Source organism: Amycolatopsis ruanii (assembly GCF_003385175.1).
GTDB lineage: Bacteria > Actinomycetota > Actinomycetes > Mycobacteriales > Pseudonocardiaceae > Amycolatopsis_E > Amycolatopsis_E thermalba.
In genome coordinates, this window is sequence record NZ_PQHY01000018.1 from 28,327 (window position 1) to 52,228 (window position 23,902).

Genomic DNA, 23,902 nt, shown 5'->3' on the forward strand with positions numbered 1-23,902 from the left:
GTGGTGGAACGACAAGCGGAACGGACGGACGGGCGGGTTGACTGGCTGCCGCTGGCCGGGATCGTGCTCGCGGTGTTCATGCTCATGCTGGACGCGACCGTGGTGACGGTCGCCCTCCCGGCGATGGGCCGGGACCTGGACGGCGGGCTCGGTGACCTGCAATGGGTGGTGAACGCGTACACGATCGCCATGGCCGCCGTGCAGCTCACCGCGGGAGCGCTCGCGGACCGCTACGGGCGGCGCAGGCTGTTCCTGCTCTCGGTGACCGCTTTCGCCGTGGCGTCACTGGCCTGCGGACTCGCGCCCACGGTCGGGGTCCTCGTCGCCGCGCGCGTCACGCAGGGACTGGCCGGCGCGGTCATCTTCGCGACCACGCTCGCCCTGATCGGGCAGTGCTACACGGGCGCGGCACGCGGCACGGCCTTCGCGGTCCGCGGCACGGCCGCCGGCGTCGCCGTCGTGCTCGGTCCCGTTGCCGGGGGCCTGCTGACCGAAGGGCTGGGCTGGCGGTGGATCTTCTTCCTCAACCTGCCGGTCGCGCTCGCCGCCGTGGTCATCGGCTGGATCCGCTTGCCGAGCGTGGAAGAACTCGCCCGGGGACGCCGGATCGACGTCCGCGGACCCGTGCTGTGGGCCGTCTCGCTGGTCTCGCTGGTCTACGCCCTGCTGCACGCCGGTGAACGGGGCTGGGCCGACCCGGAGGTGCTGATCTGCCTCACGGTCGCCGCCGTCAGCCTGGCGGTGTTCCTCGCCGTCGAGCACCGGCATGCCCACCCGATGCTCGACCTGAGCCTGTTCGGCAGCCGCCGGTTCGTGGGCACCCAGATCGGGCCCTTCGCGGTCCAGGGCAGCGTGTTCGCCCTGTTCGTCTACTTCTCCGTCTACTTCACGGATCAGCTGGGCTACAGCGTCGTCGAGACGGGCCTGGCGTTCCTGCCCGTCGTGGCCCCGATCATGGTCGCCGGAGCGGTCGTCGGGGCGGTTCTGGAGCGCATCCCGCCGTGGCTCGGCGTCGGCGGCGCACTCGGGCTCATCGGCCTCGGTTTGCTGCTCATGCTGGGGATCACACGGGACACCGGGTCGGCACACCTGGTCGCCGGCATGATCGTCGCCGGGTTCGGTTGCGGCGTCGCACTTCCCGCGCTCGGCTCGCTGGCGGTCGACGTGCCGCCGAGGCGGATCGGCGTCGCCGCCGGTGTCAACAACACCGCGCTCCAGCTCGGGTTCGCCCTCGGGGTCGCGGTGTACGGCGCGGTGCTGGGTGCCTTCCCGGCCACCGCCTTCGCCGACGGTCTCGACCACCTCATCACCCTCGGCGCCGCGGTCGCGCTGGCCGGAGCCGCCACCACCGCGGCCCTGCTCCGGCGGCCGCGCGCGGCATGAGAGCGGCAGTGCGGCGCCGCGGGTGTGCACGGCGCCGCATCGACACGTCCGGCGTCAGGTCTTGGAGAACTCCGCACTCACGGCGTTCGGGCCGTCGTACTCGCGGTCCGGCAACTGCCGCAGGTGGTCCAGCACGTCGTCCGGCGCACCCTGGCTCTGCGCGTGGTCGACCAGCGCGTCGCGCGTGCACGGGTAGTCCACGCCCGACAGGAACTTCTGCATCTGAATCGGATTCGGGGCCGACACGGTCGAACTCCTTCCTCTGGTGGTTCGTTCGCCCCGGGGGCTACCCACACGCCGGGCCGTCAGTCGTCCTGTTTCGCGGATCGACCGGACGGGAAGCCCGTCCCATGCGCGCGACCATCCTGAACTGCACGTTGAAGCCCTCGCCGGAGCCGTCGAACACCGACGCGCTGGCCGAGGTCGTGGCCGCCGGCCTGCGTGAGCTGGGCACCGACGTCCGGAGCATCCGCCTGGTCGACCACGACATCAAGCCCGGCGTCAGCAGCGACATGGGCGACGGCGACGAGTGGCCCCGCATCCGCGAGGAGATCCTGCGCTCGGAGATCCTCATCATGGCCTCGCCGACCTGGGTCGGGCACCCCTCGTCCCTCGCGCAGCGCGCGATCGAGCGCATGGACGCGATGCTGTCCGAGACGGGCGAGGACGGTACACCGGTTGCATACAATCGCGTCGCGGGCGTGGTCGTGACCGGTAACGAGGACGGCGCGCACCACGTCATCAGCGAGATCAACGGCGCGCTCGGCGACATCGGCTTCACCATCCCCGGCCAGGCCTGGGTGTACTGGAACATGGGTCCCGGACCGGGCCCGAGCTACAGCGACACCGACCACGGCCACCAGTACGTCCACCAGGTGGCCGGCCTGATGGCGAAGAACCTCTACGCGGTGGCCGTCGCCCTGCGCGAGCGTCCGATCCCGGCGGAGATCTCCCGCGGCGAAGACTGACGGCCGCTCTCCCCACACCGTCCAAACGGGACGAATAGTCCGTGACGCAGCTCGCGCGTTACGCCGCTCGGGTGAACGCCGTTCGTGACGCCCCCGGAATTGTCGGACCCCCTGATTAACGTGGCGTTGTCTGAAGGGGGACGAACATGCGAGCAGTCGTGGTGGACGGTCCGGGCGGACCGGAGGTGTTGCGGGTACGGGAGATTCCCACGCCCGAGGTGCGGGACGGCTGGGCCCTGGTGCGGGTCGAGGGGTTCGGGCTGAACCGGTCGGAGCTGATGACCCGGCAGGGGCTTTCGCCGAACGTGCGGTTCCCGCGGGTCCTGGGCATCGAGTGCGTCGGCGTCGTCGTGGACTCCGTGCGGCTGGCGCCGGGAACCACGGTGGCCGCGGTGATGGGCGAGATGGGCCGGGAGTTCGATGGCGGGTACGCGGAATACGCGCTGCTGCCGGAGGATCTGCTGATCCCGGTGGAGACCGATCTGCCGTGGGACGTCTTCGCCGCGCTGCCGGAGACCTACCTGACGGCGTGGGGATCGCTGGCCACGTTCGGCGCGACTTCGCCGGGGCAGAGCCTGTTGGTCCGCGGTGGCACGTCGTCGGTGGGGATGGCGATGTTGTCGCTGGCGCGGGAGCGCGGGCTGGTGACGATCGCGACCACGCGCAACCGGGAGAAGGTGGCGGCACTGGAGAAGGCCGGGGCGTCACACGTCGTGGTGGACGGCGGGGACATCGCCGCCGGTGTTCGCGCACTGTGCCCGGAGGGCCCGGACTACGTGCTGGACCTGATCGGAGCGCCGACGGTGGCGGACTCGCTGCGGCTCGCCGCGCGCGGCGGAACGGTGTGCGTCACCGGCATGCTGAGCGGCGAGTGGTCGATCCCGGACTTCCAGCCGACGGCCGTGATCCCCTCCGGCACGAAGCTGACGGCGTTCCAGAGCAACGACATCCAGGGCAAATCCGGCGGCGAGGCACTACAGGCCATCGTCGACGGCGTGGCGCGCGGCGTGTACCAGCCGAACCTCGACCGGGTCTTCCGGCTGGACGAGATCGTCGAGGCCCACACCTACATGGAGAACAACCAGGCCACCGGCAAGGTGGTGGTCCGCAATGCCTGACCGGACACGCACCGCACGAAACCACCTCCACCGATGGCCCCGGTGGCGAGATTGCTTCCGCCTGCCCGGATCCACGACCAGCGGGGCCCGGCGACCCTCACCGCGACCGCATCGCCCGATACCACCGCGGCGACGTATTCACCGGTGGCTTCAACGACGCCCGCACCACCAGCACATTCGGCTCATCACTGCGCACGAACTCCCCCAGCAACCGCCAACGCCCACACCCAACGGAGAACAACCAGACCACCGGAAAGGTGGCGGTCCCCGGCAGCCCGGATCCACGACCAACCGGGCCCAGCAACCACCCTCACCGCGACCGCATCGCCCGATACCACCGCGGCGACGTATTCACCGGTGGCTTCAACGACGCCCGCACCACCAACACATTCGGCTCATCACTGCGCACGAACTCCCCCAGCAACCGCCAACGCCCACACCCAACGGAGAACAACCAGACCACCGGAAAGGTGGCGGACCGCGGCAGCCCGGATCCACGACCAACCGGGCCCAGCAACCACCCTCACCGCGACCGCATCGCCCGATACCACCGCGGCGACGTATTCACCGGTGGCTTCAACGACGCCCGCACCACCAACACATTCGGCTCATCACTGCGCACGAACTCCCCCAGCAACCGCCGGAACGCACGGCCGAAACCCTCCACCCGGCCGGCGTCCACGCCGAACGACCGCGCCAGACCGACGAAGTCCGGCGTGTGCAGGTTGACCCCGCGGTGCGGCAGGCCCTCCCGGTCCTGGTCGAACCGCAGCATGCCGTAACCACCGTCGTCGACGATGATGACCGTCACCGGCAGCGACTCCTGCGCCAGCGTGGCCAGATCGCCGCACCCGTACAGGAACCCGCCGTCGCCGCTGATGCACACCACCCGGCCCGCCCCGGTGGCCGCCGCACCCAGCGCGGCCGGGAAGCCGAACCCGAGCGTGCCCCAGCCCATGGGGTAGGCGAACCGGTGCGGCGCCGCCACGCGGTGGAACCCGCCCGCCCAGTAGCCGGCGATGCACATGTCAGCCACCAGCATCGCGCGGTCGGGCAGGGTCTCTTCCAGCGTGCGCAGGAAATCCGCGGCCTGCGGCTCCTCGCTGCGGATCCGACGGCGCACCTGGTCCGACACCCGCTGCAGTCGCTCGGTCAGCTCCGCCAGCCCGGGCCGCGCCGGCAGGCCCTGCAGCAACTGGGGCACCACGTCTCGTGCGTCGCCGACCAGGGTGATGTCGGGCGGGTAGTTCTTGGCCGCGTCCTTGGGGTCGACGTTGATCACGATGAGCTTCGGCGGCTTGGGCATCAGCCAGTTCTGCGTCATCAGGCCGTCGAAATCCGTGCCGATGCCGAGCACCACGTCGGCCTCGTCCCACAGCGCGCCCACCTCCGGGGCGTGCACGGGGGTCGGCGCGGCACAAGGGTGCGCCGGCGGCAGCAACCCGCGCGCGGCGAACGCGGCCAGCACCGGCGCGGCGAGCTTCTCCGCCAGCTGCCCGATCACGGCGCCGGCCTCGGCTCGCACCGCGCCGCCACCGGCCCAGATCAGCGGCCTCGACGCCATCGCCAGCATGCGCCGGGCAGCGTCCAGATCCGCCAGTGCCAGCGCCGGGAAAGCGTCCGTCGGCTCCGGGTCGGCGCCGCGGGAACCGTTGTGCCGCAGGAAATCCGTGGGGATCCCGACGTACACCGGACCGCTCTGCGGCCGCATCGCCAGCCGGGCGGCGCGCAGGACCGTGGGCGCCAGGTCCTCGGGTGTCTCGACGGTGACCGCCGCCTTGGTGACCGGCGCGAACAGCGCGGCCTGGTCGCTGGTCTCGTGCAGCACACCGCGCACCATGCCGGGCCGCCGCAGTCCCGCCGGGATGTCGGTGGCGATCACCAGCACCGGCGAACCCGAGGCCATCGCCTCCCCGACCGCGGCGATCGTGTTCGCCGCGCCCGGCCCGGTCGTCACGATCGCGACGCCGAGCTTGCCGGTCGCCCGCGCGAACCCGTCCGCGGCGTACCCGGCGGTCTGTTCGTGCCGGACGCCGATCAGCCGGAGCGGGCTGTCGGCCAGCGCCTCCCAGATCGGCAGGTTGTGCACGCCCGGAAGACCGAACGCGACCTCGGCCCCGAGCTCGAGCAGCGCGTCCACGAGGTGCTGGGCGCCGGTCTTCGTCACGCCGTCAGAGTATGGCACCCCGTCACCACTGCGGGGGCACGACCTCGTCCTGGGGCGGTGGCCCCGGTGGTGTGCCGTCGCCGAACGGCCGTCCGCCCAGGTCGGCGCGCCCGTGCGGCTCGGCCCACGCGGAAAGGTCCGGACCACCGGGCACGATCCGCGTCGGGTTGACCTGCTCGTGCACCTGGTAATAGTGCCGCTTGATGTGGTCGAAGTCCACGGTGTCGCCGAAACCGGGGGTGGTGAACAGATCCCGCGCATACGCCCACAACACCGGCATCTCGGTCAGCTTGTGCCGGTTGCACTTGAAGTGCCCGTGGTAGACCGGGTCGAACCGGACGAGGGTGGTGAACAGCCGGATGTCGGCCTCGGTGATCGTGTCCCCGACCAGATAACGCTGCCGCGACAACCGGTCCGACAGCTCGTCGAGCCGGGCGAACAGCCGCCGGTAGGCGTCGTCGTAGGCGGGCTGCTTCGTGGCGAAGCCCGCCTCGTACACGGCGGCGTTGACGTCCCGGTGCACCGCGCGGTTGATCTCGTCGATCTCGTCGCGCAGCTTCTCCGGGTACAGATCGGGCGCGCCGTCGCGGTAGTGGGCGACCCACTCGGTGTCCAGGTCGAGCGTGATCTGCGGGTAGTCGTTGGTCACCAGCTTGCCGCTGGGGATGTCCACGATCGCCGGCACGCTGATACCGCCGTCGTAGTCCGGGTCGGCGGCGCGGTAGGCCTCGCCGAGGAACTCGATGCCCAGCACGGGATCGCGCCCACCGGGGTCGAGCGTGAACCGCCAGCTGCGCTCGTCCTGGATCGGGTCGGCGATCGCGACGGACAGCGCTTCCTCCAGTCCCATCAACCGGCGCACGATCAGTGCGCGGCTGGCCCACGGGCACGCGCGGCTGACGACCAGCCGGTAGCGGCCCGCCTCGACGGGCCAGCCATCCGCGCCGTCGGCCGTGATCCGTGCCGTGAAGCGGTTCGGCGATCGCTTGAACTCGCCCCTTTCCGGGTCCGTCGGGATGGTCATTCCCTCAGCGTAGATTGTGCTCCGGGCCGTAGCAGTGCGCGTAGACTCCATGACCCTGGGCACGCAAGCGCCCCGGACCGGAGAGGTGGTCACCGATGCCGTTGATGCCCTTCACCGACTCGATGTTCCTGCTGGTGGAAAGCCGCGAGCACCCGATGCACGTCGGTGGCCTGCAGCTGTTCCAGACCCCCGACGGCGCCGACCACACCTATCTGCGCAGCCTGCGTGAGGACCTGGTCAAGAACACCGACGTCCGCCCGCTGTTCCGGCAGCGGGTGGCCCGCCCGGTGAACACGCTCGGTTACGCGGCCTGGGCGCGCGACGACGATCTCGACCTCGACTACCACTTCCGGCATTCCGCGCTGCCGTATCCGGGCCGGGTCCGCGAGTTGCTGGAGCTGACCTCGCGCTGGCACAGCACGCTGCTCGACCGGCACCGTCCGCTGTGGGAGATCCACCTGGTCGAAGGCCTGCAGGACGGCCGGTTCGCGATGTACAGCAAGGTGCACCACGCGCTGATGGACGGCGTTTCGGCGCTGCGGCACCTGCAGGGCACGTTGTCCGACGATCCGGACGACCGCAGCTGCCCGCCGCCGTGGGGCTCGCGTCAGATGCCGCGCGGCAAGCCGCCGCGTAACGCACGGTCACTGCTGCGCATGGGCACCGGCTCGCTGAAGCAGATCGCGGGAATCGCGCCGGCGGCGGCGAAGGTGGCGCGGGAGGCGTTCCGCGAGCACACGCTGCTGCTGCCGATGCAGGCCCCGAAGACGATCTTCAACGTCCCGATCGGCGGCGCACGCCGGTTCGCCGCGCAGTCGTGGCCGCTCAAGCGGGTGCGCGCGATCGCCACCGCCACCGGGACCTCCCGCAACGACGTGGTGCTCGCGATGTGCTCCGGCGCGCTGCGGGACTACCTCATCGAACAGCGCGCGCTGCCGTACGCGCCGCTGATCGCGATGGTGCCGGTGTCGATGCGCAAGCCGACCGACACCGGTGAGGCGGCGGGCAACCAGATCGGCGCGGTGCTGTGCAACCTCGGCACGGACAAGCCGGATCCGGCGTCGCGGCTGATGACGATCCACCAGTCGATGCGCGAGGCGAAGCGGATCTTCAAGGAGCTGACGCCGCTGCAGGCGCTGCTGCTGTCCGGCATCAACGTGGCGCAGCTGGGCATTTCGCCGGTGCCCGGGGTCGTGACCAACACGCGACCGCCGTTCAACCTGGTGATCTCGAACGTGCCCGGGCCGCGCAAGCAGATGTACTGGAACGGCGCGAAGCTCGACGGCATCTACCCGGCGTCGGTGCTGCTGGACGGGCAGGCGCTCAACATCACGCTGACCAACAACGGGGACAACCTGGATTTCGGGATCACCGGTTGCCGCCGGTCGGTGCCGCACCTGCAGCGGATCCTGACGCACCTGGACACCGCGCTGGAGGAACTGGAGTTCGCCGCGCGCTGACGGTGGCGGGGGCCGTGGGCCGGCCCCCGCCTCTCGCGTCAGGCGACGCCCTCCGGGCTGGCGCCCTCGACCTGGACGCCGCGCGAGGTGATCTCCTCGATGCGGGCGAGGTCGTCACGGGTGAGGTCGAGGTCCGCCGCGGCGACGCTGTCCTCGATGTTGCGGGCCCGCCGCGCGCCGACGATCGCCACGTGGACGCCCGGCTGGTGCAGGGTCCACGCGATGGCGAGCTGGCTGACGGTGGCGCCCTTCTCGGCCGCGAGGTTCTTCAGCTGCTCGACGACCTCGAGGTTCTTCTGGAGGTTCGCGCCCTGGAACGCACCGGACTTGGCGCGCCAGTCGCCGGGCTCGAACGTGGTGTGCGGCGTGAGGGCGCCGGTGAGGAGGCCGCTGCCGAGCGGGCTGTAGACGAGGACGCCGATGTTGTGTTCGCGGCAGTACGGGAGCGGGTCGTCCTCGATGGCTCGGCGGAACAGGTGGTAGGGCGGCTGCAGGGTCTCGACCGGGCGGGTGCGGTCGAACGCGGCCAGTTGTTCGGTGTCGTAGTTGGACACGCCGACGTGGCGGATCTTGCCCTGGTCGACGAGTTCCTGCAGGGCCGAGGCGGTTTCGTCGGCCGGGGTGTCCGGGTCGGGCCAGTGGACCTGGTACAGGTCGATGTGGTCGAGGGCGAGGTGGCGCAGGCTTTCCTCGACGCCCTTGCGCAGCCAGTCGCGGCGGGCGTCGCGGGGCCGGTCGCTGCCCGGGTTGATGCCGCCCTTGGTGGCGATGACCAGGTTGTCGCGGTCGCGCTTCAGCTCGTCGCGCAGGGCACGGCCGAGGAGGGCTTCCGACTTGCCGAAGCCGTACGCCTGGGCGGTGTCGAAGAAGTTGACGCCCAGCTCGCGGGCGTGCTGGATGGCCTGGACGGCCGCGTCCTCGTCGAAGGAGCCCCAGTCGCCGCCGAGCTGCCAGGTCCCGAAGGCGATCCGGGAGACGTCGAGTCCGCTCTTGCCCAAAGTCGTTCTCCGCATGGGTCCAGCACAACACACGGCGAACGAAGCCGCATCGCGGAGCGGGGGAGGTCCTTTGTGGAGCGGGTGGCGGCGGTGGGTGGATGACGGGACCGTTCATCACCCAGCGAGGTTCCCACTCACGCAGGCCCTCCCCAAGCCGGCCGAAGCACCCACCTCACGCGGCGGTGAATGGAGCATTCATCGCCGCGCGAGGTGCACGTCTCATCGGGTTGTTAGTGGCGTGCCAGAGTGGGCTTCTCGTCGGTGGTCCGTTCACTCGACACCGACTGGAACACCCGCCAACACACCGCGAAGGATCGGCCCCCCTCATCCCGAAGCAGCAACGCCCACCTCACCGCGAAGCAGCAACAGACGCCCCACCCCGGAGCACCAAGCCAGCCCACGCGGCAAACCTCAACGCCCCGCCGGCCGATCCGTCGGCCACGGGCGAACCTCCTCGACCAGCCGCGCGACCGCAAGTACCAGATCATCCGAGTGCCGCGGCCCCACGATCTGCAACCCCACCGGCAGCCCGTCCGCCGTGAAACCCGCCGGTACGCTGATCGCCGGTTGTTGGGTCATGTTGAACGGGTACGTGAACGGCGTCCAGTCCGGCCAGCCGCTCATCCCGCTCCCCGGCGGCACCTCGAAACCCGCCTCGAAGGGCGGGATCGCGACCGTCGGGGTGATCAGCACGTCGAACCGGCTGTGGAACTCGCCCATCAGGATTCCCAGCGACGCCCGCTCCGCGTTGGCCGCCAGGTAGTCCGCCGCCGAGTACGTCTTCCCCTGCTCCCACACCCGCCGCAGGCCCGGGTCCACCTTCGCCTCGGAACCGGGCGGGAACGTGTCCAGCCACTGCGCCGCGCCGGTCGACCAGAGCACGTCGAACGCCTCCCGCGGGTCGGCGAAGCCCGGGTCCGTCTCCTCGACCCGCAACCCGGCCTCGTCCAGCGTCGCGACCGCCGACGTGACGATCCGCCGCACCTCCGGATCCACCGAAGCCCACCCCAGCGTCGGCGAGAAAGCCGCGAACAACCCCCGCACGTCCCGCCGCACCGCCTCCCGGTACGCGCCCGCCGGCGGCTCCAGCGCGTTCGGGTCCCGGTGGTCCGGCAACGCGAGCACGTCCAGCAACAACGCCACGTCCGACACCGACCGCGCCATCGGCCCGGCGTGCGACAACGCCCCGAACGGGCTCGCCGGCCACAACGGGATACGACCGTATGTCGGCTTCAGCCCGACGATCCCGCAGAACGACGCCGGGATCCGCACCGACCCGCCACCGTCGGTGCCCACCGACAGCTCACCCATCCCGGCCGCCACCGCCGCGCCGCTGGCGCCACTCGACCCGCCGGGGGTCTTCGCCGGGTTCCACGGGTTGCGGGTCACGCCGGTCAGCGGGTTGTCGGTCACGCCCTTCCACGCCAGCTCCGGCGTGGTCGTCTTGCCGAGCAGGACCAGCCCGTTCTCCCGCAGCCGCGCGGTGACCGGGCTGTCCACGTCCCACGGCTGGTCCGGATCGATGCACGTCGAACCGCGCAGGGTCGGCCAGCCCTGGGTCAGGAACATGTCCTTGATCGAGGTCGGCACCCCGTCCAGCGAGCCGATCGGATTGCCCTCGCGCCACCGCGCCTCCGACGCCTTGGCGCCCTCGCGGGCCACCTCCGGGTCGACCAGGCAGAACGCGTTGCACTCCCTGTCCCGCTCCTCGATCGAGCGCAGCGCGGCCTCGGTCGCTTCGACCGGGCTGATCTCGCCGGTCGAATACGCGGCGACCAGCTCACTCGCCGTCAACAGGGTCATCGGAACTCCTCACCGATCGGACGGCACGTACCCCAGCTGCTTGTCCACGACATTACGAAGAGGGGCGCCAGTCTGCCAGCGGTGGAAGTTGTCCGCGAACACCTCGACCAGCGTGTCCCGCCACCCGATGAAGTCACCGGACATGTGCGGCGAGACCAGCACGTTCCGCATCGTCCACAGCGGACTGTCCACCGGCAGCGGCTCGGTGTCGAACACGTCCGGCGCGGCACCGGCGATCCCGCCGGTCCGCAGCGCCTCGACCAGGTCAGCGGTGACGACCAGCTCACCCCGGCCGACGTTGACGAACCGCGCGGACGGCTTCATCGCGGCGAACGCGGCCGCGTCGAACAGGCCCTTCGTCTGCTCGGTCAGCGGCGCCACGGCGGCGACGTAGTCGTACCCGGGCAGGTGGTCCACCAGCCGGCCGGAGGCGTGCACGTCGCCGAAGTCGGGGTCTCCCGAGCGCGCCCGCCGTCCGGCACCCGCGACGCGCATCCCGACCGCGCGCAGCATCCGCGCGATCGCCCTGCCGATCGGCCCGGTGCCCACGACCAGCACCGACCGCCCGGCGATCCGCTCGGTCTCGCGGTGCTGCCAGCGGCTCGCGCGCTGCAGGTCGAGCGAGGTGTGCAGGTCCTTGGCGAAGGTGAGGATCACCCCCAGCACGTACTCGGCGATCGAATCGTCGAAGACGCCCCGCGAGTTGGTGAGCACGACGTCGCTGTCCCGCATCCCGGGGAACATCACCGGGTCGACCCCCGCGCTGGCGATGTGCAGCCACCGCAGCCGGTTCGCGGCGTGCCACGCGTCGGGCACCGCACGGGAGAGGAAGTCGTAGACGAACAGGGCGTCGGCGTCCCGCAGCGCGTCGGCCAGGCCGGCCTCGCCGGTGTAACGCACCACGGCCGCGGATTCGATGGGCTGCATGGCTGGCGATTCGGTGAGGTTCCGGGCCTGGTCGTCACCGCACAGCACCGCCAGCACCGGTTTCTCCATGCCGATCACCGTTGACACGGTAAGAGCCGGTCGTATGATTGTCAACAATCCGAGGAGCCACCCCGGAGGCTTCCTTCAGAACGTCCCGGAGGCTGAGCCTTGGATTTCGACTTCCCTGTCTTCGACGGGCCACTGGCGCAGCGAGGCATCGGAGTCATCGCACCCTTCGACCTGGCCCTCGAGCGCGAGCTCTGGCGCTGGATCCCGATGGAGGTGTCGCTGCACCTCGCCCGCACCCCGTACGAGCCGGTGCCGGTCAGCATGGAGATGGCGCAGCTGGTCAGCAACCACCAGCACCTGGCCGCCGCGACCCGCGACGTCCTGCACGTCGAGCCGGAGGTGGTCGCCTACCTGTGCACGTCGGGCAGCTTCGTCAACGGCCTCGACTACGAGCGGTCGTTATGCAAGGCGATCTGCGACGCCGGCGCCCCGGACTCGGTCACCACGTCGGGCGCGCTGGCCGAGGTGCTGCACCTGCTGGACGTCCACCGCGTCGCGGTCATCACCCCGTACGACGCGGACCTGACGCAGAGCCTGCACGACTTCCTCGCCGAGCTGAACGTGGACACCGTCTCCAGCGACCACCTCGGGCTCGGCGGCGGGATCTGGAAGGTCAGCTACCGCACGATCGCCGAGCGGATCCTGGGCGCCGACCACCCGGACGCCGAGGCGATCTTCGTGAGCTGCACGAACCTCCCGACGTACGACGTGATCGAACCGCTGGAGGTGGCCCTGGGCAAGCCCGTGCTGACCGCGAACCAGCTGACGATGTGGGCCTGCCTGAGACGCATGGAGCTGCCGATCGTCGGACCCGGCAAGTGGCTGCGCGAAGTGTCCTGAACCCGCTACCGTAGGATTGTCGACAATACTGGAGGTTTGTGCATGGCGACCGTCGGCTTCATCTACCCGGACCACGCCGCGGAGGACGACTACCCGTTCGCCGAGCGGCTGCTGGGCTACCGGATCTCGCTGCCGGTCGAGCACATCTACGGCACCGACCTGCACGCCGTGCCCGAGCTGCTCGACCTGGGCAGCGAGACGCGGTTGGCCGAGGGCGCCGCGCTGCTCGCCAAGCACGAGCCGGACGCGGTGGTGTGGGCCTGCACCAGCGGCAGCTTCGTCTACCGCTGGCAGGGCGCGCACGAGCAGGTGGAGAAGCTGTCGGCGGCCGCGGGCAAGCCGGCGTCGAGCACGTCCTTCGCGTTCGTGCGGGCCGCGCAGGCGCTCGGGCTGACGCGGGTGTCGGTGGCCGCGAGCTACCCGGACGACGTGGCGAAGCTGTTCGTCGAGTTCCTCGGCGCGGGCGGGATCGAGGTCGTCGCGATGTCGAGCGAGGACATCGACACGGCCGCCGAGGTGGGCCGGCTGAGCCCCGAGGCCGTCGTCGAACTGGCGGTGGCGCATGATCACCCGGCGGCCGACGCCGTCCTGGTCCCGGACACGGCGATGCGCACGCTGGGTGTGCTGGGCGCGATCGAGGAGCGGCTGGGCAAGCCGGTGCTCACCGCGAACCAGGTGACGATCTGGGAAGGGCTCCGGCTGACCGGCCAGGTGCCCCGGTGCGAGCAGCTGGGCAGACTGTTCGCAGAAGGCAGGTGAACGATGGCCCTGACCGACATCGAACCGGTGAGCCGGGAGTCGACCGCGGCGATCATCGCGCGGCAGCTCCGCGAGGCGATCATGAACGGCACGTTCGCGCCGGGCACGCAGCTCGGGGAGACCGAGCTGGCCGGCCGGTTCCAGGTGTCCCGCGGCCCGCTGCGCGAGGCCATGCAGCGGCTGGTGTCGGAGGGCCTGCTGCGCAGCGAGCGGCACCGCGGGCTGTTCGTGATCGACCTCGAACCGGAGGACGTGCACGACATCTACTCGGCGCGGTTCGCGATCGAGCGGGCGGCGCTGATCCGGGTGCTGCGGCACGGTGATCGCGAGGGCCTGGCCGTCCGGCTGATGGACGCGGTCGAGGACATGGCATCGGCCACCGACGGGGACGAGGTCTCGGCGGCGGACGTCCGGTTCCACGAAGAGCTGGTGGCGGCGTCGGGGTCCAAGCGGCTCGGCCGGATGGCGCGCACGCTGCTGATCGAGACGCGGATGTGCCTGTCCGCACTGCACCGCACCTACGCGACGAACGAGGAGCGGGTGACCGAGCACAAGCGCATCGCGGAGGCGATCGGCGCCGGCGACGAGGAGCTGGCGGTGTCGCTGCTGGAGGCGCACATGGAGGACGCGGTGCGACGCCTCGCCCCGGGCACGAGCCTGCACGCCTGATTCGTGCCGCCGTAACGGAAAGCCACCGGTCGGCGATCTTCGTTCCGTCCGCGCGCGACGCGGCGTTACGAGGAGGTTCGCGTGCGCGGGTGGCTGTTGGTTGCGCTGTTGGCCTTGTCGGCGTGCACGGTGACACCGCCGCCGGAGCAGCCGGAGGACGCGGCTCCTACAGCGCCGGGGTCCGCGCGACCGCTGCCCACACCCGAGGACCAGCAGCGGTTGGTGTCGGTGATGCTCACCGACGACGACGGGGCACTGCTGGATCTCGATCGCGCCTCCGGGGCGGTGCCGTTCGCCGAGCCGGATGACAAGGGCTACGCGCTCGTCGAGAAGTGCGCCGACACCCTGACCTCCGACGCGAACATCGTCGCGGCCGAGCGCGCACAGTGGCAGAACGAGGACTACGCCGTCACCGAGCTGGCTGTCCGTTACGAAGTGATCGAGGCGTCGGCGGCGGTGTGGGAGGTGCGGATGACTTCCGGGTGCCGGGGCGACGTCGGGCCCGGCCGGATCGTCACCGTGCAGGTCCCGCCCTTCTCGGACATCGACGCCGGGGTCGCGTTCTGCACCATCGGCGAGGACGACCTGTCCCAGTGCGTCGTGGTCGAGGCCGTGGGTGATCTGGCCGTCGCCGCCGAGGTCAAGCAGCTGGGCAACACCAACCGCGCTCGCCTGGGCTCCGCCCAGGTCTTCGTGCAACGGCTGGCCATCGAGCTGGGCCAGCGCCTGGAACGGGCCACGTGAACCGGCCCGCGCCCACCCGGGCCTGACCTCACTCCTCGATCGTCCGGCCGACCACCGCGCCCAGCGCCGTCGCCGCGCCCGCACTGCCCAGCGCCATCCCCCAGCCGATCGGGCCGAGCGGGGTGCAGCCGAAGAACTGGCTCACGCCCGGCGTCTGGATGACCGCCGCGAGCAGCGCCACCGAACCGAGCGACGTCGCCAGCACCGACCGGTTCCAGCCGCCCGTCAGCAGGGTCTGCCCGAGCTGCGTGCCGACCAGCCCGGCCAGCGCGACCGTGCTCGCCCGGCGGCCGCGGCCCGTCGCGCGCGCCAGCATCCACGCGGTCGTCGCGCCGAGGGTCGTCACCCCGGCCCGCACGCCGATGTCCTTCTGCAAGCGCTTCCCGAGCGAGCTCTCCGGCCCTTCCCGCAGCAGGTCGGCGCCGTCCTCGGGCCGCCGCAGCGCGATCGCCAGCGCCGGCGCCAGGTCGGTCAGCAGGTTGACCAGCAGGAACTGCCGCGCCCCGAGCGGGGAACGGCCGGTCAGGGTCGCGCCCAGCACGCTGAACCCGATCTCGCCGAGGTTCCCGCCGAGCAGGATCGCCAGCGCCTCCCGCACCGATGCCCACATCGCCCGGCCCTCGACGAGCGCCGAGATGATGGTTTCCAGCCGGTCATCGGTCACCACCAGGTCGGCCGCGGCCCGCGCGGCCGGGGCGCCGTGCCCGCCGAGCGCGATACCGACGTCCGCGAGCCGGATCGCGGGCGCGTCGTTCGCGCCGTCGCCGGTCATCGCGACCGTGTGGCCGTGTTTCTGGTACGCCTTGATGATCCGCACCTTCTGCGCCGGGCTGCACCGCGCCACCACGTCCACGGTCTCCAAAGTGGACGCCAGCTGCTCGTCGTCCATCGCGTCCAGCTCGGCGCCGGTCACCACGTGCAGGTCGGCGCCGTCCTCGCTGACCTTGCCCGCGATCGCCTCGCCGGTGTCCGGGTGGTCCCCGGTGATCATCACGATCTGCACGCCGGCCGCGCGCAGGTCCGCCGCCGCGGCCGCGGCGCTCCCCCGCACCGGGTCGGCGATCGCCACGAAACCCTTGAACCGCAGGTCCCGCACCGCGTCCTCGTCGAGGTTCGCACTGTCCGGTGTGGACTCCGCGACCGCGAGCACCCGCTGCCCCGCCTTGGCCAGCTTCTTCATCCGCCCGGCGAGCTTCTTCCGCTGCGCCTCGCCCAGATCGCACCGCGGCAGCACCGACTCCGGCGCGCCCTTGACGCTCAGCACCAGCCCGCCGTCGCCCCGCATCAGCGAGGCGTGGTAGCCGCGCGAGGGCTCGAACGGCACCGCGTCGACCAGCTCCCAGCCGTTCGTCTGCACGGAAACCCGTTGCGCGCCTTCGACGATCGCCCGGTCCGTCGCGTGCGGCAGGTCGGACGGGTCGTCGGCGTGCGGGGTCGCCCGCAACGCGGCGAGCAGCACCGACTCGGTCGCCTCGTCCAGGTCCTCGATCTTGCGACGCTGGTGGCCGTCGTCGACCTCGTGGACGGTCAGCGTGCCCTCGGTCAGCGTCCCGGTCTTGTCGAAGCACAGCACGTCGACCCGGCCCAGCGCCTCGATGCTGCGTGGGTTGCGGACCAGCGCGTTGTGCTCGGCGAGCCGGCGCGCGGCGGCCAGCTGCGCGGCGCTGACCAGGAACGGCAGCCCCTCCGGCACCGATGCGACGGCCAGGTTCACCGCCGCGGACAGGCTCTGCCGGAGCGGCACCCGGCGCAGCAGACCGGCCCAGCCGCCCGCGACCGCCGACCCGATCGCCAGCGGCATCGCCTTCGACGTCAGCTCGGCCAGCCGGGTCTCGACACCGGTGACCGGCGCGTTCTCGCGCGCCATCGCCATGCTGCGGCCGGCCTCGGTGTCCGCGCCGGTCGCGACGACGACGCCGATGGCCTCCCCGACCGCGATCGTCGTGCCCTCGTAGAGCATCGACGCGCGCTCGGCGACGTCCCCGGCGATCACCGGCGCCGGGTCCTTGGACACCGGCAGGGACTCACCGGTCAGCGACGACTCGTCCGCCTCGACGCCGTCGGCTTCGAGCAGGCGGCAGTCGGCGGGCACGACGTCGCCGGAGGTCAGCTTGATGACGTCGCCGGGCACCAGGTCGTCGGCGCTGACCACACGCTCCCGGCCGTCCCGGATCACGGTCGTGCTGATCGCCGACCGGCTCAGCAGCTCGGCCAGCTGCTTCTCGGTGTGCACCTGCTGGACGCTGCCGACCAGCGCGGACACGCCGGTGATTCCGGCGACGAGCGCGGCGTCCACCGGCGACCCGACCGACGCGGACAGCGCGGCGCCGCCGATCAGGACCGGGGTGAGCGGGTTGGACAGCTCGTTGATGAACGCCTGCATCAGGCTGGTCCGGCCGCCGCTGCCGGTGCCGCGGGCCCTGGCGCGCTTCTGGGCGGCGTCGTCGCTGAGGCCGTCCGGATCGGTGTCGAGGCGGTCCAGCACGACGTCGACCGGCATCAGGTGCCAGGGCGCGGCGTCCCCGGCGAGGCTGGTGTCGCGGTCGGCGAGCCGCTTCGCGCGGCGGTGCGCGTTGGTCAGGGCGACGGCCGCGCCCAGGTTCACCGCCCGCATCGCGCGGTTGGCCGGGCTGCGGCGCCCGGGCTGCAGCGCGGCGACCGCGCCGACGCCGGTCGCGCCCTGCGAGAGCCAGATGCTGTCGCGGTTGACCTCGCGGGCGGCGGCGATCGCGTCGACGACCAGGGCCGCCACGCCGATCTCCTCGCCGATCAGCAGGTGCGCGCCCCACGGCGGCGGGTCGCCGGGGCGCTGCGTGCCGATGCCGCAGTCGGCGGCGCCGAGCGCGCGGCGGTCGTCGGACACCAGCATCACCACGTGCTCGTCGCCCTGCAGCTCGCGCACGGTCGAGACGAGACGGTCGCCGCCGGGCATCAGCCGATCGGCTTCGAACGCGGCGTGGCCGCCGTTGGCGCTGATCACCTCGATGTTCGAGCGGCGCGCGGCGGCGATCACCGCCGCCACGCCCGGCGGCACCTGCCTGCCGAGCCCGATGACCGCGGCGAGCTGCTGGTCGTGCACCAGGCCGAGGACCGCGGCCGCGCCGCGCTTCTCCAGCTGCTCGCGCTCGTGGGCGCCCTGGTCGACGCCCAGCTCGTCGAGCGGGCCGAGGCGCCAGCCGTTGTCTTCGTGGACCTTGCCCGGGGTGTGCGCGTCGAACAGCTGCCACGCGCGTTCGACCAGCTCGCGGGAGTCGCCGTCGCCGAGCGGGATGAGGTCGTTGAGAACCATCCGGCCGGTGTCGAAGGCCTGCTCGTCGAGGACCAGGGTGTCGATGGTGTCCAGGTGGCGGAGCACGCCGCGGTCCATGACCAGCACGCCCTCGGTCGCCAGCACGCGGCCCAGGCGCGCGCCGAACGCGGTGCGCCCGGCCTCGGCGGCCTTGGGCAGCGCGGCCAGGCCGATGCCGATCGCGCGGCGCGGGCGCGTGAACGGCAGGGACACGGCGGCCGCGGCGGCGCCGAGGTTGAGAATGCGCTGCTCGTACTGTTCGACCGGGCCGTCCGGGATCTCGCGCGGGCGCTCGACGACGACCGGGCCGGCGGCGGCGTCCTCCGGGCCGTGGATCAGGCGGCTCTCGGCCTGGCACCACAGCCGTTCGTGCGCGCGGGCCTCGCGCCACTGCTCGGCGCGCTGGATGATGTCGACGATCGTGCCCTCGCCACCGGAGGCCAGGCCCTGCGCGAACGCGCCGAAGGCCGAGGTCGCGGTGTCGGCCTTCTCGCGGCTGCCCACGCGCTCGGCGGCGATCTCGCGCAGGCGCGGGTGCAGGTCGACGACGGTGGGCAGCGCGGCGATCTCGGTCGGGATCGGCGCCCACGGCGCGAGGCGGGTGATGAGGGACAGCCCCAGGCCGAGGGCGTCCGCCGCCAGGGTCGGCAGGAGGCGCGTGCCGCGCAGGCCGTCGGCCGGGTGGTGCAGCTCGTCTTCTTTGATCTCCTCGCCGACGCCGTTGGGGGCGCTCTCGGCCTCGGCGACGACGCGGATCAGCTCGTCGCTGTCCGGGGCGGGGTCGGTCACGCCGATGATCACCCGGGAGGAGGGCGCGTTGACCCGGGCCCACGCGACGCCCGGCTGACGCTGCACGGCCTGCTCGATGCGCTGCGCCACGGCTTCACCGCCCGGCCCGTGCACCCCGTGCGCCTCGATGTGCAGCCGGCCTGGGCAGGACCACACCCGGCGGCGGGGCCTGCTCAGCGGGGACAACACCACCCCGGCGAGGCCCTTCACCGCCGACACCGGACCGGGCACCCGGACACCCAGCAACTCCATGAACCACTCCCGCACCTCGACTTCTCAGGTGCCTGGGTTGCCCATTCCGGGTGAAGATATGCCTGCCGCCGCAGGTCGGCCCCGGGTTCCCCGGCCAGGCCGGGAGGCGCTGCCGACTCGCGCCCAGGCGGCGAGTTGCCCACTCAGGAGCGCGAGTTCCACGTTCGAGACGGCGAGTTGCCCGCTCGGGGCGGCGAGTTCCACGTTCGGGACGGCGAGTTGCTCACTCGGGGTGGCGAGTCCGCCGACGCGGCACCGCCCGGCCCGGCCGGTGGCGGGCGGGCCCGGCAGACCGAGCAGCGCCGGACGGCAGGCCGGACCGCGCCTACCGCCGCGCGGCGGCGGGTGGCAGAGCAGGCAGCGCCGGCCGCCGCGCAACGTTCGGTGGCCAACAGCACCTACCGCCGCGCAGCGCCACGTGCAGACCAGCCAGCACTACCGCCGCACAGCGGCGGCGGGCCGCGCCGCGCGGGTCCCAGGCCGGAGAGCGCCTACCGCCGCGCAGCGGCGGTGGCAGGCCGGGCAGCGCGAGTCACAGGCCGGGCAGCGCGAGTCACAGGCCGGGCAGCGCGAGTCACAGGCCGGGCAGCGCGAGTCACAGGCCGGGCAGCGCGGGTCACAGGCCGGGCAGCGCGGGTCGCAGGCCGGGCAGCGCGGGTCGCAGGCCGGGCAGCGCCTACCGCCGCGCGGTGTCGGCCACCTGCCCCGCCGTGCGGCGGGTGCCGCCTGCCATCGGGGGCGACAGGCGGCACCCGCGATCAGGCGAGCGCCGCCGTGATGGCGGTTCCCAGTTCGGTCGTCGTCGACTTGCCGCCCAGGTCCGGGGTGGCCACCTCGCCGGCCGACAGAACCTCCTCGACCGCCCTGTGCACCGCCGCCGCGGCTGTCTTCTCGCCGAGGTGCTCCAGCATCATCGCGCCCGCCAGGATCTGCGCCACCGGGTTCGCGATGCCCTGCCCGGCGATGTCCGGGGCACTGCCGTGCACCGCCTCGAACATCGACGGGAACTCGCCCTCCGGGTTGACGTTGCCGGACGGCGCCATGCCCAGCCCGCCCGTCACCGCCGCCGCCAGGTCGCTCAGGATGTCGCCGAACAGGTTCGACCCGACGACCACGTCCAGCCGATCCGGGTGCTGCACCATGCGCGCCGCCAGCGCATCGATGTGCGTCTGTTCGCTGTGGACGTCCGGGTACTCCGCCGCGATCTCGGCGAAGATCTCGTCCCAGAACGGCATCGTGTGGATGATCCCGTTCGACTTGGTTGCCGAACACACCCGCCCGCTGCGGGTCCGGGCCAGCTCGAACGCGAACCGGATGATCCGCGACACCCCGGCCCGCGTGAAGATCGACTCCTGCACGACGAACTCGCCCGGCTGCCCCGGGTTGTGCCGCCCGCCGATCTGGGAGTATTCGCCCTCGGTGTTCTCCCGGACGATCACCATCTCCAGCTCGTCGGCCTCCCGGCCGGCCAGCACCGACGTCGTCCCGGGCAGCAGCCGCACCGGCCGCAGGTTCACGTACTGCGCGAACGCCCGCCGGATGGGGATCAGCAGCCCCCACAGCGACACGTGGTCCGGCACCCCGGGGAACCCGACCGCGCCGAGCAGGATCCCGTCGAACGGCCGCAACTGGTCGATGCCGTCCTCCGGCATCATCCGGCCGGTCTTGGTGAACCGCTCGCAGCTCCAGTCGAACTCCGTCCACTCCAGACGGAACCCGTGCAGCTCACCCGCGCGGTCGAGGACCTGGCGCGCCTCGGCGGTGACGTCGACCCCGATGCCGTCACCGGGGATGCTCGCGATCCGGTAGGTGCTCACAGGCTCACCGCGATGTACTTGGTCTCCAGGAACTCGTCGATGCCGACGGTGCCGCCCTCGCGGCCGAGGCCGGACTGCTTGACCCCGCCGAACGGCGCCGCCGGGTTGGACACGATGCCCTGGTTCAAGCCGATCATGCCGGCCTCCAGCGCCTCCGACACGCGCAGCGCCCGCTTCAGGTCATTGGTGTAGACGTAGCTGACCAGGCCGTACTCGGTGTCGTTCGCGGCCGCGACGGCCTCGTCCTCGTCGTCGAACACGCTGATCGGCGCGACCGGGCCGAAGATCTCCTCGCTCGCCATCCGCGCGTCCCGCGGCACCTCGGTCAGCACCGTGGCCTGGTAGAAGTTCCCCGGACCGTCCACAGTGGTCCCGCCGGTGAGCACCTTCGCGCCGCGCGAAGTGGCGTCGGCGACCAGCTCGGTCACCTTCGCCACCGCGTCGGAGTCGATGAGCGGGCCGACCACCACGCCCGGCTCGGTGCCGCGGCCCAGCGGCAGCGCGGACATCCGCTCGGTCAGGCGCCGGGCGAACTCGTCGGCGACCCCGCGCTGCACGTAGAACCGGTTGGCCGCGGTGCACGCCTCGCCGATGTTGCGCATCTTGGCCTGCATCGCACCCTCGACCGCCGCGTCCAGGTCGGCGTCGTCGAAGACCAGGAACGGCGCGTTGCCGCCCAGCTCCATCGACGTGCGCAGCACCTTGTCCGCGCACTGTTCGAGCAGCTTGCGGCCGACCGCGGTGGACCCGGTGAACGACAGCTTGCGCGCCCGGCCGTCCTTGATCATCGGCTCCATCACGCCGCCCGGGTCGCTGGTGGTGACGACGTTGAGCACGCCCGCGGGCAGACCGGCCTCGGTCAGGATCGCGGCCAGCGCGAGCATCGACAGCGGCGTCTGCTCGGCCGGCTTGATCACCATCGTGCAGCCGGCGGCGATCGCCGGACCGATCTTGCGGCCGCCCATCGCCATCGGGAAGTTCCACGGCGTGATCAGCAGGCACGGCCCGACCGGCTGCTTGGTGACCAGGAACCGGCCGGACCCGTTCGGCGCGACCTGGTAGCCGCCGTCGATGCGCACGGCCTCCTCGGCGAACCAGCGGAAGAACTCGGCGGCGTAGGCGACCTCGCCCTTCGCCTCGGCCAGCGGCTTGCCCATCTCCAGGGTCATCAGCAGCGCCAGCTCGTCGACCCGCGAGTTGAGCAGTTCGTAGGCGCGGCGCAGGATTTCGCTGCGCTCGCGCGGCGCCGTCTTCGCCCAGTCGGCCTGGGCGGCGACCGCGGCGTCGAGGGCGGCCTTCCCGTCCTCGGGCGAGGCGTCGGCGACCTCGCAGAGGACCCGGCCGGTCGCGGGATCCTCGACGGCGAAGGTCCGTCCACCGCTCGACGGGACCCACTTCCCGCCGATGAACAGCTCCTTGCCGACGGCGTCCACGACACCCGATTCGGTCAGCTCGCCCATCAGTCCTCCTGATCAACCTTGCGCCTGTCCACGGGCCATGCTAGACAGATTGTCAACAATCTACAAGCTCACTCCGCGTTAGGAGTTCCGCCGTCATGGCCCAGCTCTCCCCCCTGCTCAAGCAGGCCACTCCGGTCGTCGTCGAGCACGGCGAAGGCGCTTACCTCTACGACACCGACGGCAACCGCCACCTCGACTTCACCGCCGGGATCGGCGTGACCAGCACCGGCCACTGCCACCCGAAGGTGGTCAAGGCGGCGCAGGAGCAGGTCGGCAAGCTGATCCACGGCCAGTACACGACCGTGATGCACCAGCCGCTGCTCAAGCTGGTCGAGCGGCTCGGCGACGTGCTGCCCACCGGCCTGGACTCGCTGTTCTTCGCCAACTCGGGCAGCGAGGCCGTCGAGGCGGCGCTGCGCCTGTCCCGGCAGGCCACGAAGCGGCCGAACGTCATCGTCTTCCAGGGCGGGTTCCACGGCCGCACGGTCGCCGCCGCCTCCATGACCACCTCCGGCACCCGGTTCAGCGCGGGCATCTCCCCGCTGATGGGCGGCGTGCACGTCGCCCCCTTCCCCTACGCCTACCACTACGGCTGGGACGAGCAGACCGCGACGAAGTTCGCGCTGCGCGAACTGGACTACCTCTTCCAGACGATCAGCGCCCCGAACGAGACCGCCGCGTTCTTCGTCGAGCCGATGCTCGGCGAAGGCGGGTACGTGCCGGCGAACCCGGAGTTCATGGCCGGGCTGCGCGAGCGCGCGGACCAGCACGGGATCCTGCTGGTGATCGACGAGATCCAGACCGGTTTCGGGCGCACCGGCCGGTTCTGGGGCCACGACCACTTCGGCGTGCGGCCGGACGTGGTGCTGATCGCGAAGGGCCTGGCGAGCGGTTTCCCGCTGTCCGGCATCGCGGCTTCGCAGGAGCTGATGTCCAAGGCGTTCCCCGGTTCGCAGGGCGGCACCTACGGCGGCAACGCGGTGTCCTGCGCGGCCGCGCTGGCCACCCTCGACGTGATCGAGGAGGAGAACCTGGTCGAGAACGCGGCGGCGCGCGGCAAGCAGCTGCTGGAGGGCGCGCGGCTGATCGGCGACAAGACGCCGGAGATCGGCGAGGTGCGCGGGCTCGGCCTGCTCGTCGGGTCGGAGTTCACCAAGGCCGACGGCACCCCGGACACCGCGACCGCGGCGGCGGCGCAGCAGGAGGCGGCGCGGCGCGGGCTGCTGCTGCTCACCTGCGGCGCGTACTCCAACGTCGTGCGGATGATCCCGCCGCTCGTGGTCACCGCCGAGCAGATCGACGACGCGCTCGCGATCTGGGCCGAGACCGTCGCGGCCGTCACCGGTTCCAAGTAGGGAGAAGGCAC

General features: G+C 71.8%; 18 protein-coding genes. 9 read left to right on the forward strand and 9 right to left on the reverse strand.

Annotation, left to right across the window (positions count from 1 at the left end):
- Positions 1 to 1,383 carry an MFS transporter gene (locus D0D28_RS12635; protein WP_116110702.1) on the forward strand — a complete coding sequence of 461 codons (1,383 nt, stop codon included), beginning with the start codon at positions 1 to 3 and terminating at the stop codon, positions 1,381 to 1,383.
- 54 nt (positions 1,384 to 1,437) lie between these two features.
- Here D0D28_RS12635 and D0D28_RS12640 read toward each other — a convergent pair whose 3' ends face one another.
- A complete protein-coding gene (locus D0D28_RS12640) occupies positions 1,438 to 1,629 on the reverse strand; it encodes a DUF2795 domain-containing protein (RefSeq protein WP_094006047.1) in 192 nt (63 codons plus the stop codon).
- Between the two features lie 104 nt (positions 1,630 to 1,733).
- Here D0D28_RS12640 and D0D28_RS12645 point away from each other — a divergent pair, with 104 nt between their 5' ends.
- Both D0D28_RS12645 and D0D28_RS12650 read left to right on the forward strand, forming a co-directional pair.
- Complete coding sequence (locus D0D28_RS12645; protein WP_116110703.1) at positions 1,734 to 2,351, forward strand: flavodoxin family protein; 618 nt, start codon at positions 1,734 to 1,736, stop codon at positions 2,349 to 2,351.
- Positions 2,352 to 2,497: 146 nt separating this feature from the next.
- Complete coding sequence (locus D0D28_RS12650) at positions 2,498 to 3,469, forward strand: zinc-binding dehydrogenase (protein ID WP_162831049.1); 972 nt, start codon at positions 2,498 to 2,500, stop codon at positions 3,467 to 3,469.
- A gap of 523 nt (positions 3,470 to 3,992) precedes the next feature.
- On the opposite strand, the gene D0D28_RS12655 is transcribed toward D0D28_RS12650, so the two are convergent.
- Together D0D28_RS12655 and D0D28_RS12660 are read right to left on the reverse strand one after the other, a co-directional pair.
- Positions 3,993 to 5,636 (reverse strand): thiamine pyrophosphate-binding protein, encoded by a 1,644-nt coding sequence (locus D0D28_RS12655; RefSeq protein WP_116110705.1) that lies wholly within the window; start codon positions 5,634 to 5,636, stop codon positions 3,993 to 3,995.
- 22 nt (positions 5,637 to 5,658) lie between these two features.
- Positions 5,659 to 6,660: a glutathione S-transferase family protein gene (locus D0D28_RS12660; protein WP_094008642.1), complete on the reverse strand. Its 1,002-nt coding sequence runs from the start codon at positions 6,658 to 6,660 to the stop codon at positions 5,659 to 5,661.
- A gap of 95 nt (positions 6,661 to 6,755) precedes the next feature.
- Between D0D28_RS12660 and D0D28_RS12665 the strand changes: the two genes are divergently transcribed.
- Entirely contained in the window at positions 6,756 to 8,120 is a 1,365-nt protein-coding gene (locus D0D28_RS12665; RefSeq protein WP_116110706.1) for a WS/DGAT/MGAT family O-acyltransferase, read from the forward strand.
- Between the two features lie 38 nt (positions 8,121 to 8,158).
- On the opposite strand, the gene D0D28_RS12670 is transcribed toward D0D28_RS12665, so the two are convergent.
- The 3 genes from D0D28_RS12670 to D0D28_RS12680 form a co-directional block, all read right to left on the reverse strand.
- A complete protein-coding gene (locus tag D0D28_RS12670; RefSeq protein WP_116110707.1) occupies positions 8,159 to 9,133 on the reverse strand; it encodes an aldo/keto reductase in 975 nt (324 codons plus the stop codon).
- Positions 9,134 to 9,529: 396 nt separating this feature from the next.
- Positions 9,530 to 10,921 carry an amidase gene (locus D0D28_RS12675; RefSeq protein ID WP_116110708.1) on the reverse strand — a complete coding sequence of 464 codons (1,392 nt, stop codon included), beginning with the start codon at positions 10,919 to 10,921 and terminating at the stop codon, positions 9,530 to 9,532.
- 9 nt (positions 10,922 to 10,930) lie between these two features.
- Complete coding sequence (locus D0D28_RS12680; protein ID WP_116110739.1) at positions 10,931 to 11,917, reverse strand: D-2-hydroxyacid dehydrogenase; 987 nt, start codon at positions 11,915 to 11,917, stop codon at positions 10,931 to 10,933.
- Between the two features lie 99 nt (positions 11,918 to 12,016).
- Here D0D28_RS12680 and D0D28_RS12685 point away from each other — a divergent pair, with 99 nt between their 5' ends.
- The 4 genes from D0D28_RS12685 (at position 12,017) to D0D28_RS12700 (ending at position 14,929) form a co-directional block, all read left to right on the forward strand.
- On the forward strand, positions 12,017 to 12,757 hold the full coding sequence (locus D0D28_RS12685; RefSeq protein ID WP_116110709.1) for a maleate cis-trans isomerase family protein: 741 nt from the start codon (positions 12,017 to 12,019) through the stop codon (positions 12,755 to 12,757).
- Between the two features lie 42 nt (positions 12,758 to 12,799).
- Positions 12,800 to 13,516 carry a maleate cis-trans isomerase family protein gene (locus D0D28_RS12690; protein ID WP_094008637.1) on the forward strand — a complete coding sequence of 239 codons (717 nt, stop codon included), beginning with the start codon at positions 12,800 to 12,802 and terminating at the stop codon, positions 13,514 to 13,516.
- A gap of 3 nt (positions 13,517 to 13,519) precedes the next feature.
- Positions 13,520 to 14,185: a GntR family transcriptional regulator gene (locus tag D0D28_RS12695; protein ID WP_094008636.1), complete on the forward strand. Its 666-nt coding sequence runs from the start codon at positions 13,520 to 13,522 to the stop codon at positions 14,183 to 14,185.
- A gap of 81 nt (positions 14,186 to 14,266) precedes the next feature.
- Positions 14,267 to 14,929, forward strand: coding sequence for a hypothetical protein (locus D0D28_RS12700; RefSeq protein WP_094008635.1), 663 nt, complete (start codon positions 14,267 to 14,269; stop codon positions 14,927 to 14,929).
- A gap of 28 nt (positions 14,930 to 14,957) precedes the next feature.
- Here D0D28_RS12700 and D0D28_RS12705 read toward each other — a convergent pair whose 3' ends face one another.
- The 3 genes from D0D28_RS12705 to D0D28_RS12720 form a co-directional block, all read right to left on the reverse strand.
- On the reverse strand, positions 14,958 to 19,259 hold the full coding sequence (locus D0D28_RS12705) for an HAD-IC family P-type ATPase (RefSeq protein WP_205413246.1): 4,302 nt from the start codon (positions 19,257 to 19,259) through the stop codon (positions 14,958 to 14,960).
- A 758-nt stretch (positions 19,260 to 20,017) separates the two neighbouring features.
- Complete coding sequence (locus tag D0D28_RS12715) at positions 20,018 to 21,076, reverse strand: tartrate dehydrogenase (protein ID WP_094008633.1); 1,059 nt, start codon at positions 21,074 to 21,076, stop codon at positions 20,018 to 20,020.
- Positions 21,073 to 22,536: an NAD-dependent succinate-semialdehyde dehydrogenase gene (locus D0D28_RS12720; RefSeq protein ID WP_094008632.1), complete on the reverse strand. Its 1,464-nt coding sequence runs from the start codon at positions 22,534 to 22,536 to the stop codon at positions 21,073 to 21,075. Before D0D28_RS12720 ends, D0D28_RS12715 begins: the two co-directional genes overlap by 4 nt.
- 95 nt (positions 22,537 to 22,631) lie before the next feature.
- Between D0D28_RS12720 and D0D28_RS12725 the strand changes: the two genes are divergently transcribed.
- A complete protein-coding gene (locus tag D0D28_RS12725; RefSeq protein WP_094008631.1) occupies positions 22,632 to 23,891 on the forward strand; it encodes an aspartate aminotransferase family protein in 1,260 nt (419 codons plus the stop codon).
- Positions 23,892 to 23,902: the final 11 nt, after the last annotated feature.

Bases quoted from the DNA above. Each gene is read 5' to 3' on its own strand.
- D0D28_RS12645 (WP_116110703.1), top strand. From the start codon at position 1,734: ATGCGCGCGACCATCCTGAACTGCACGTTGAAGCCCTCGCCGGAGCCG.
- D0D28_RS12650 (WP_162831049.1), top strand. From the start codon at position 2,498: ATGCGAGCAGTCGTGGTGGACGGTCCGGGCGGACCGGAGGTGTTGCGG.
- D0D28_RS12660 (WP_094008642.1), bottom strand. From the start codon at position 6,660: ATGACCATCCCGACGGACCCGGAAAGGGGCGAGTTCAAGCGATCGCCG.
- D0D28_RS12665 (WP_116110706.1), top strand. From the start codon at position 6,756: ATGCCGTTGATGCCCTTCACCGACTCGATGTTCCTGCTGGTGGAAAGC.
- D0D28_RS12670 (WP_116110707.1), bottom strand. From the start codon at position 9,133: ATGCGGAGAACGACTTTGGGCAAGAGCGGACTCGACGTCTCCCGGATC.
- D0D28_RS12675 (WP_116110708.1), bottom strand. From the start codon at position 10,921: ATGACCCTGTTGACGGCGAGTGAGCTGGTCGCCGCGTATTCGACCGGC.
- D0D28_RS12680 (WP_116110739.1), bottom strand. From the start codon at position 11,917: ATGGAGAAACCGGTGCTGGCGGTGCTGTGCGGTGACGACCAGGCCCGG.
- D0D28_RS12690 (WP_094008637.1), top strand. From the start codon at position 12,800: ATGGCGACCGTCGGCTTCATCTACCCGGACCACGCCGCGGAGGACGAC.
- D0D28_RS12695 (WP_094008636.1), top strand. From the start codon at position 13,520: ATGGCCCTGACCGACATCGAACCGGTGAGCCGGGAGTCGACCGCGGCG.
- D0D28_RS12705 (WP_205413246.1), bottom strand. From the start codon at position 19,259: ATGGAGTTGCTGGGTGTCCGGGTGCCCGGTCCGGTGTCGGCGGTGAAG.
- D0D28_RS12720 (WP_094008632.1), bottom strand. From the start codon at position 22,536: ATGGGCGAGCTGACCGAATCGGGTGTCGTGGACGCCGTCGGCAAGGAG.
- D0D28_RS12725 (WP_094008631.1), top strand. From the start codon at position 22,632: ATGGCCCAGCTCTCCCCCCTGCTCAAGCAGGCCACTCCGGTCGTCGTC.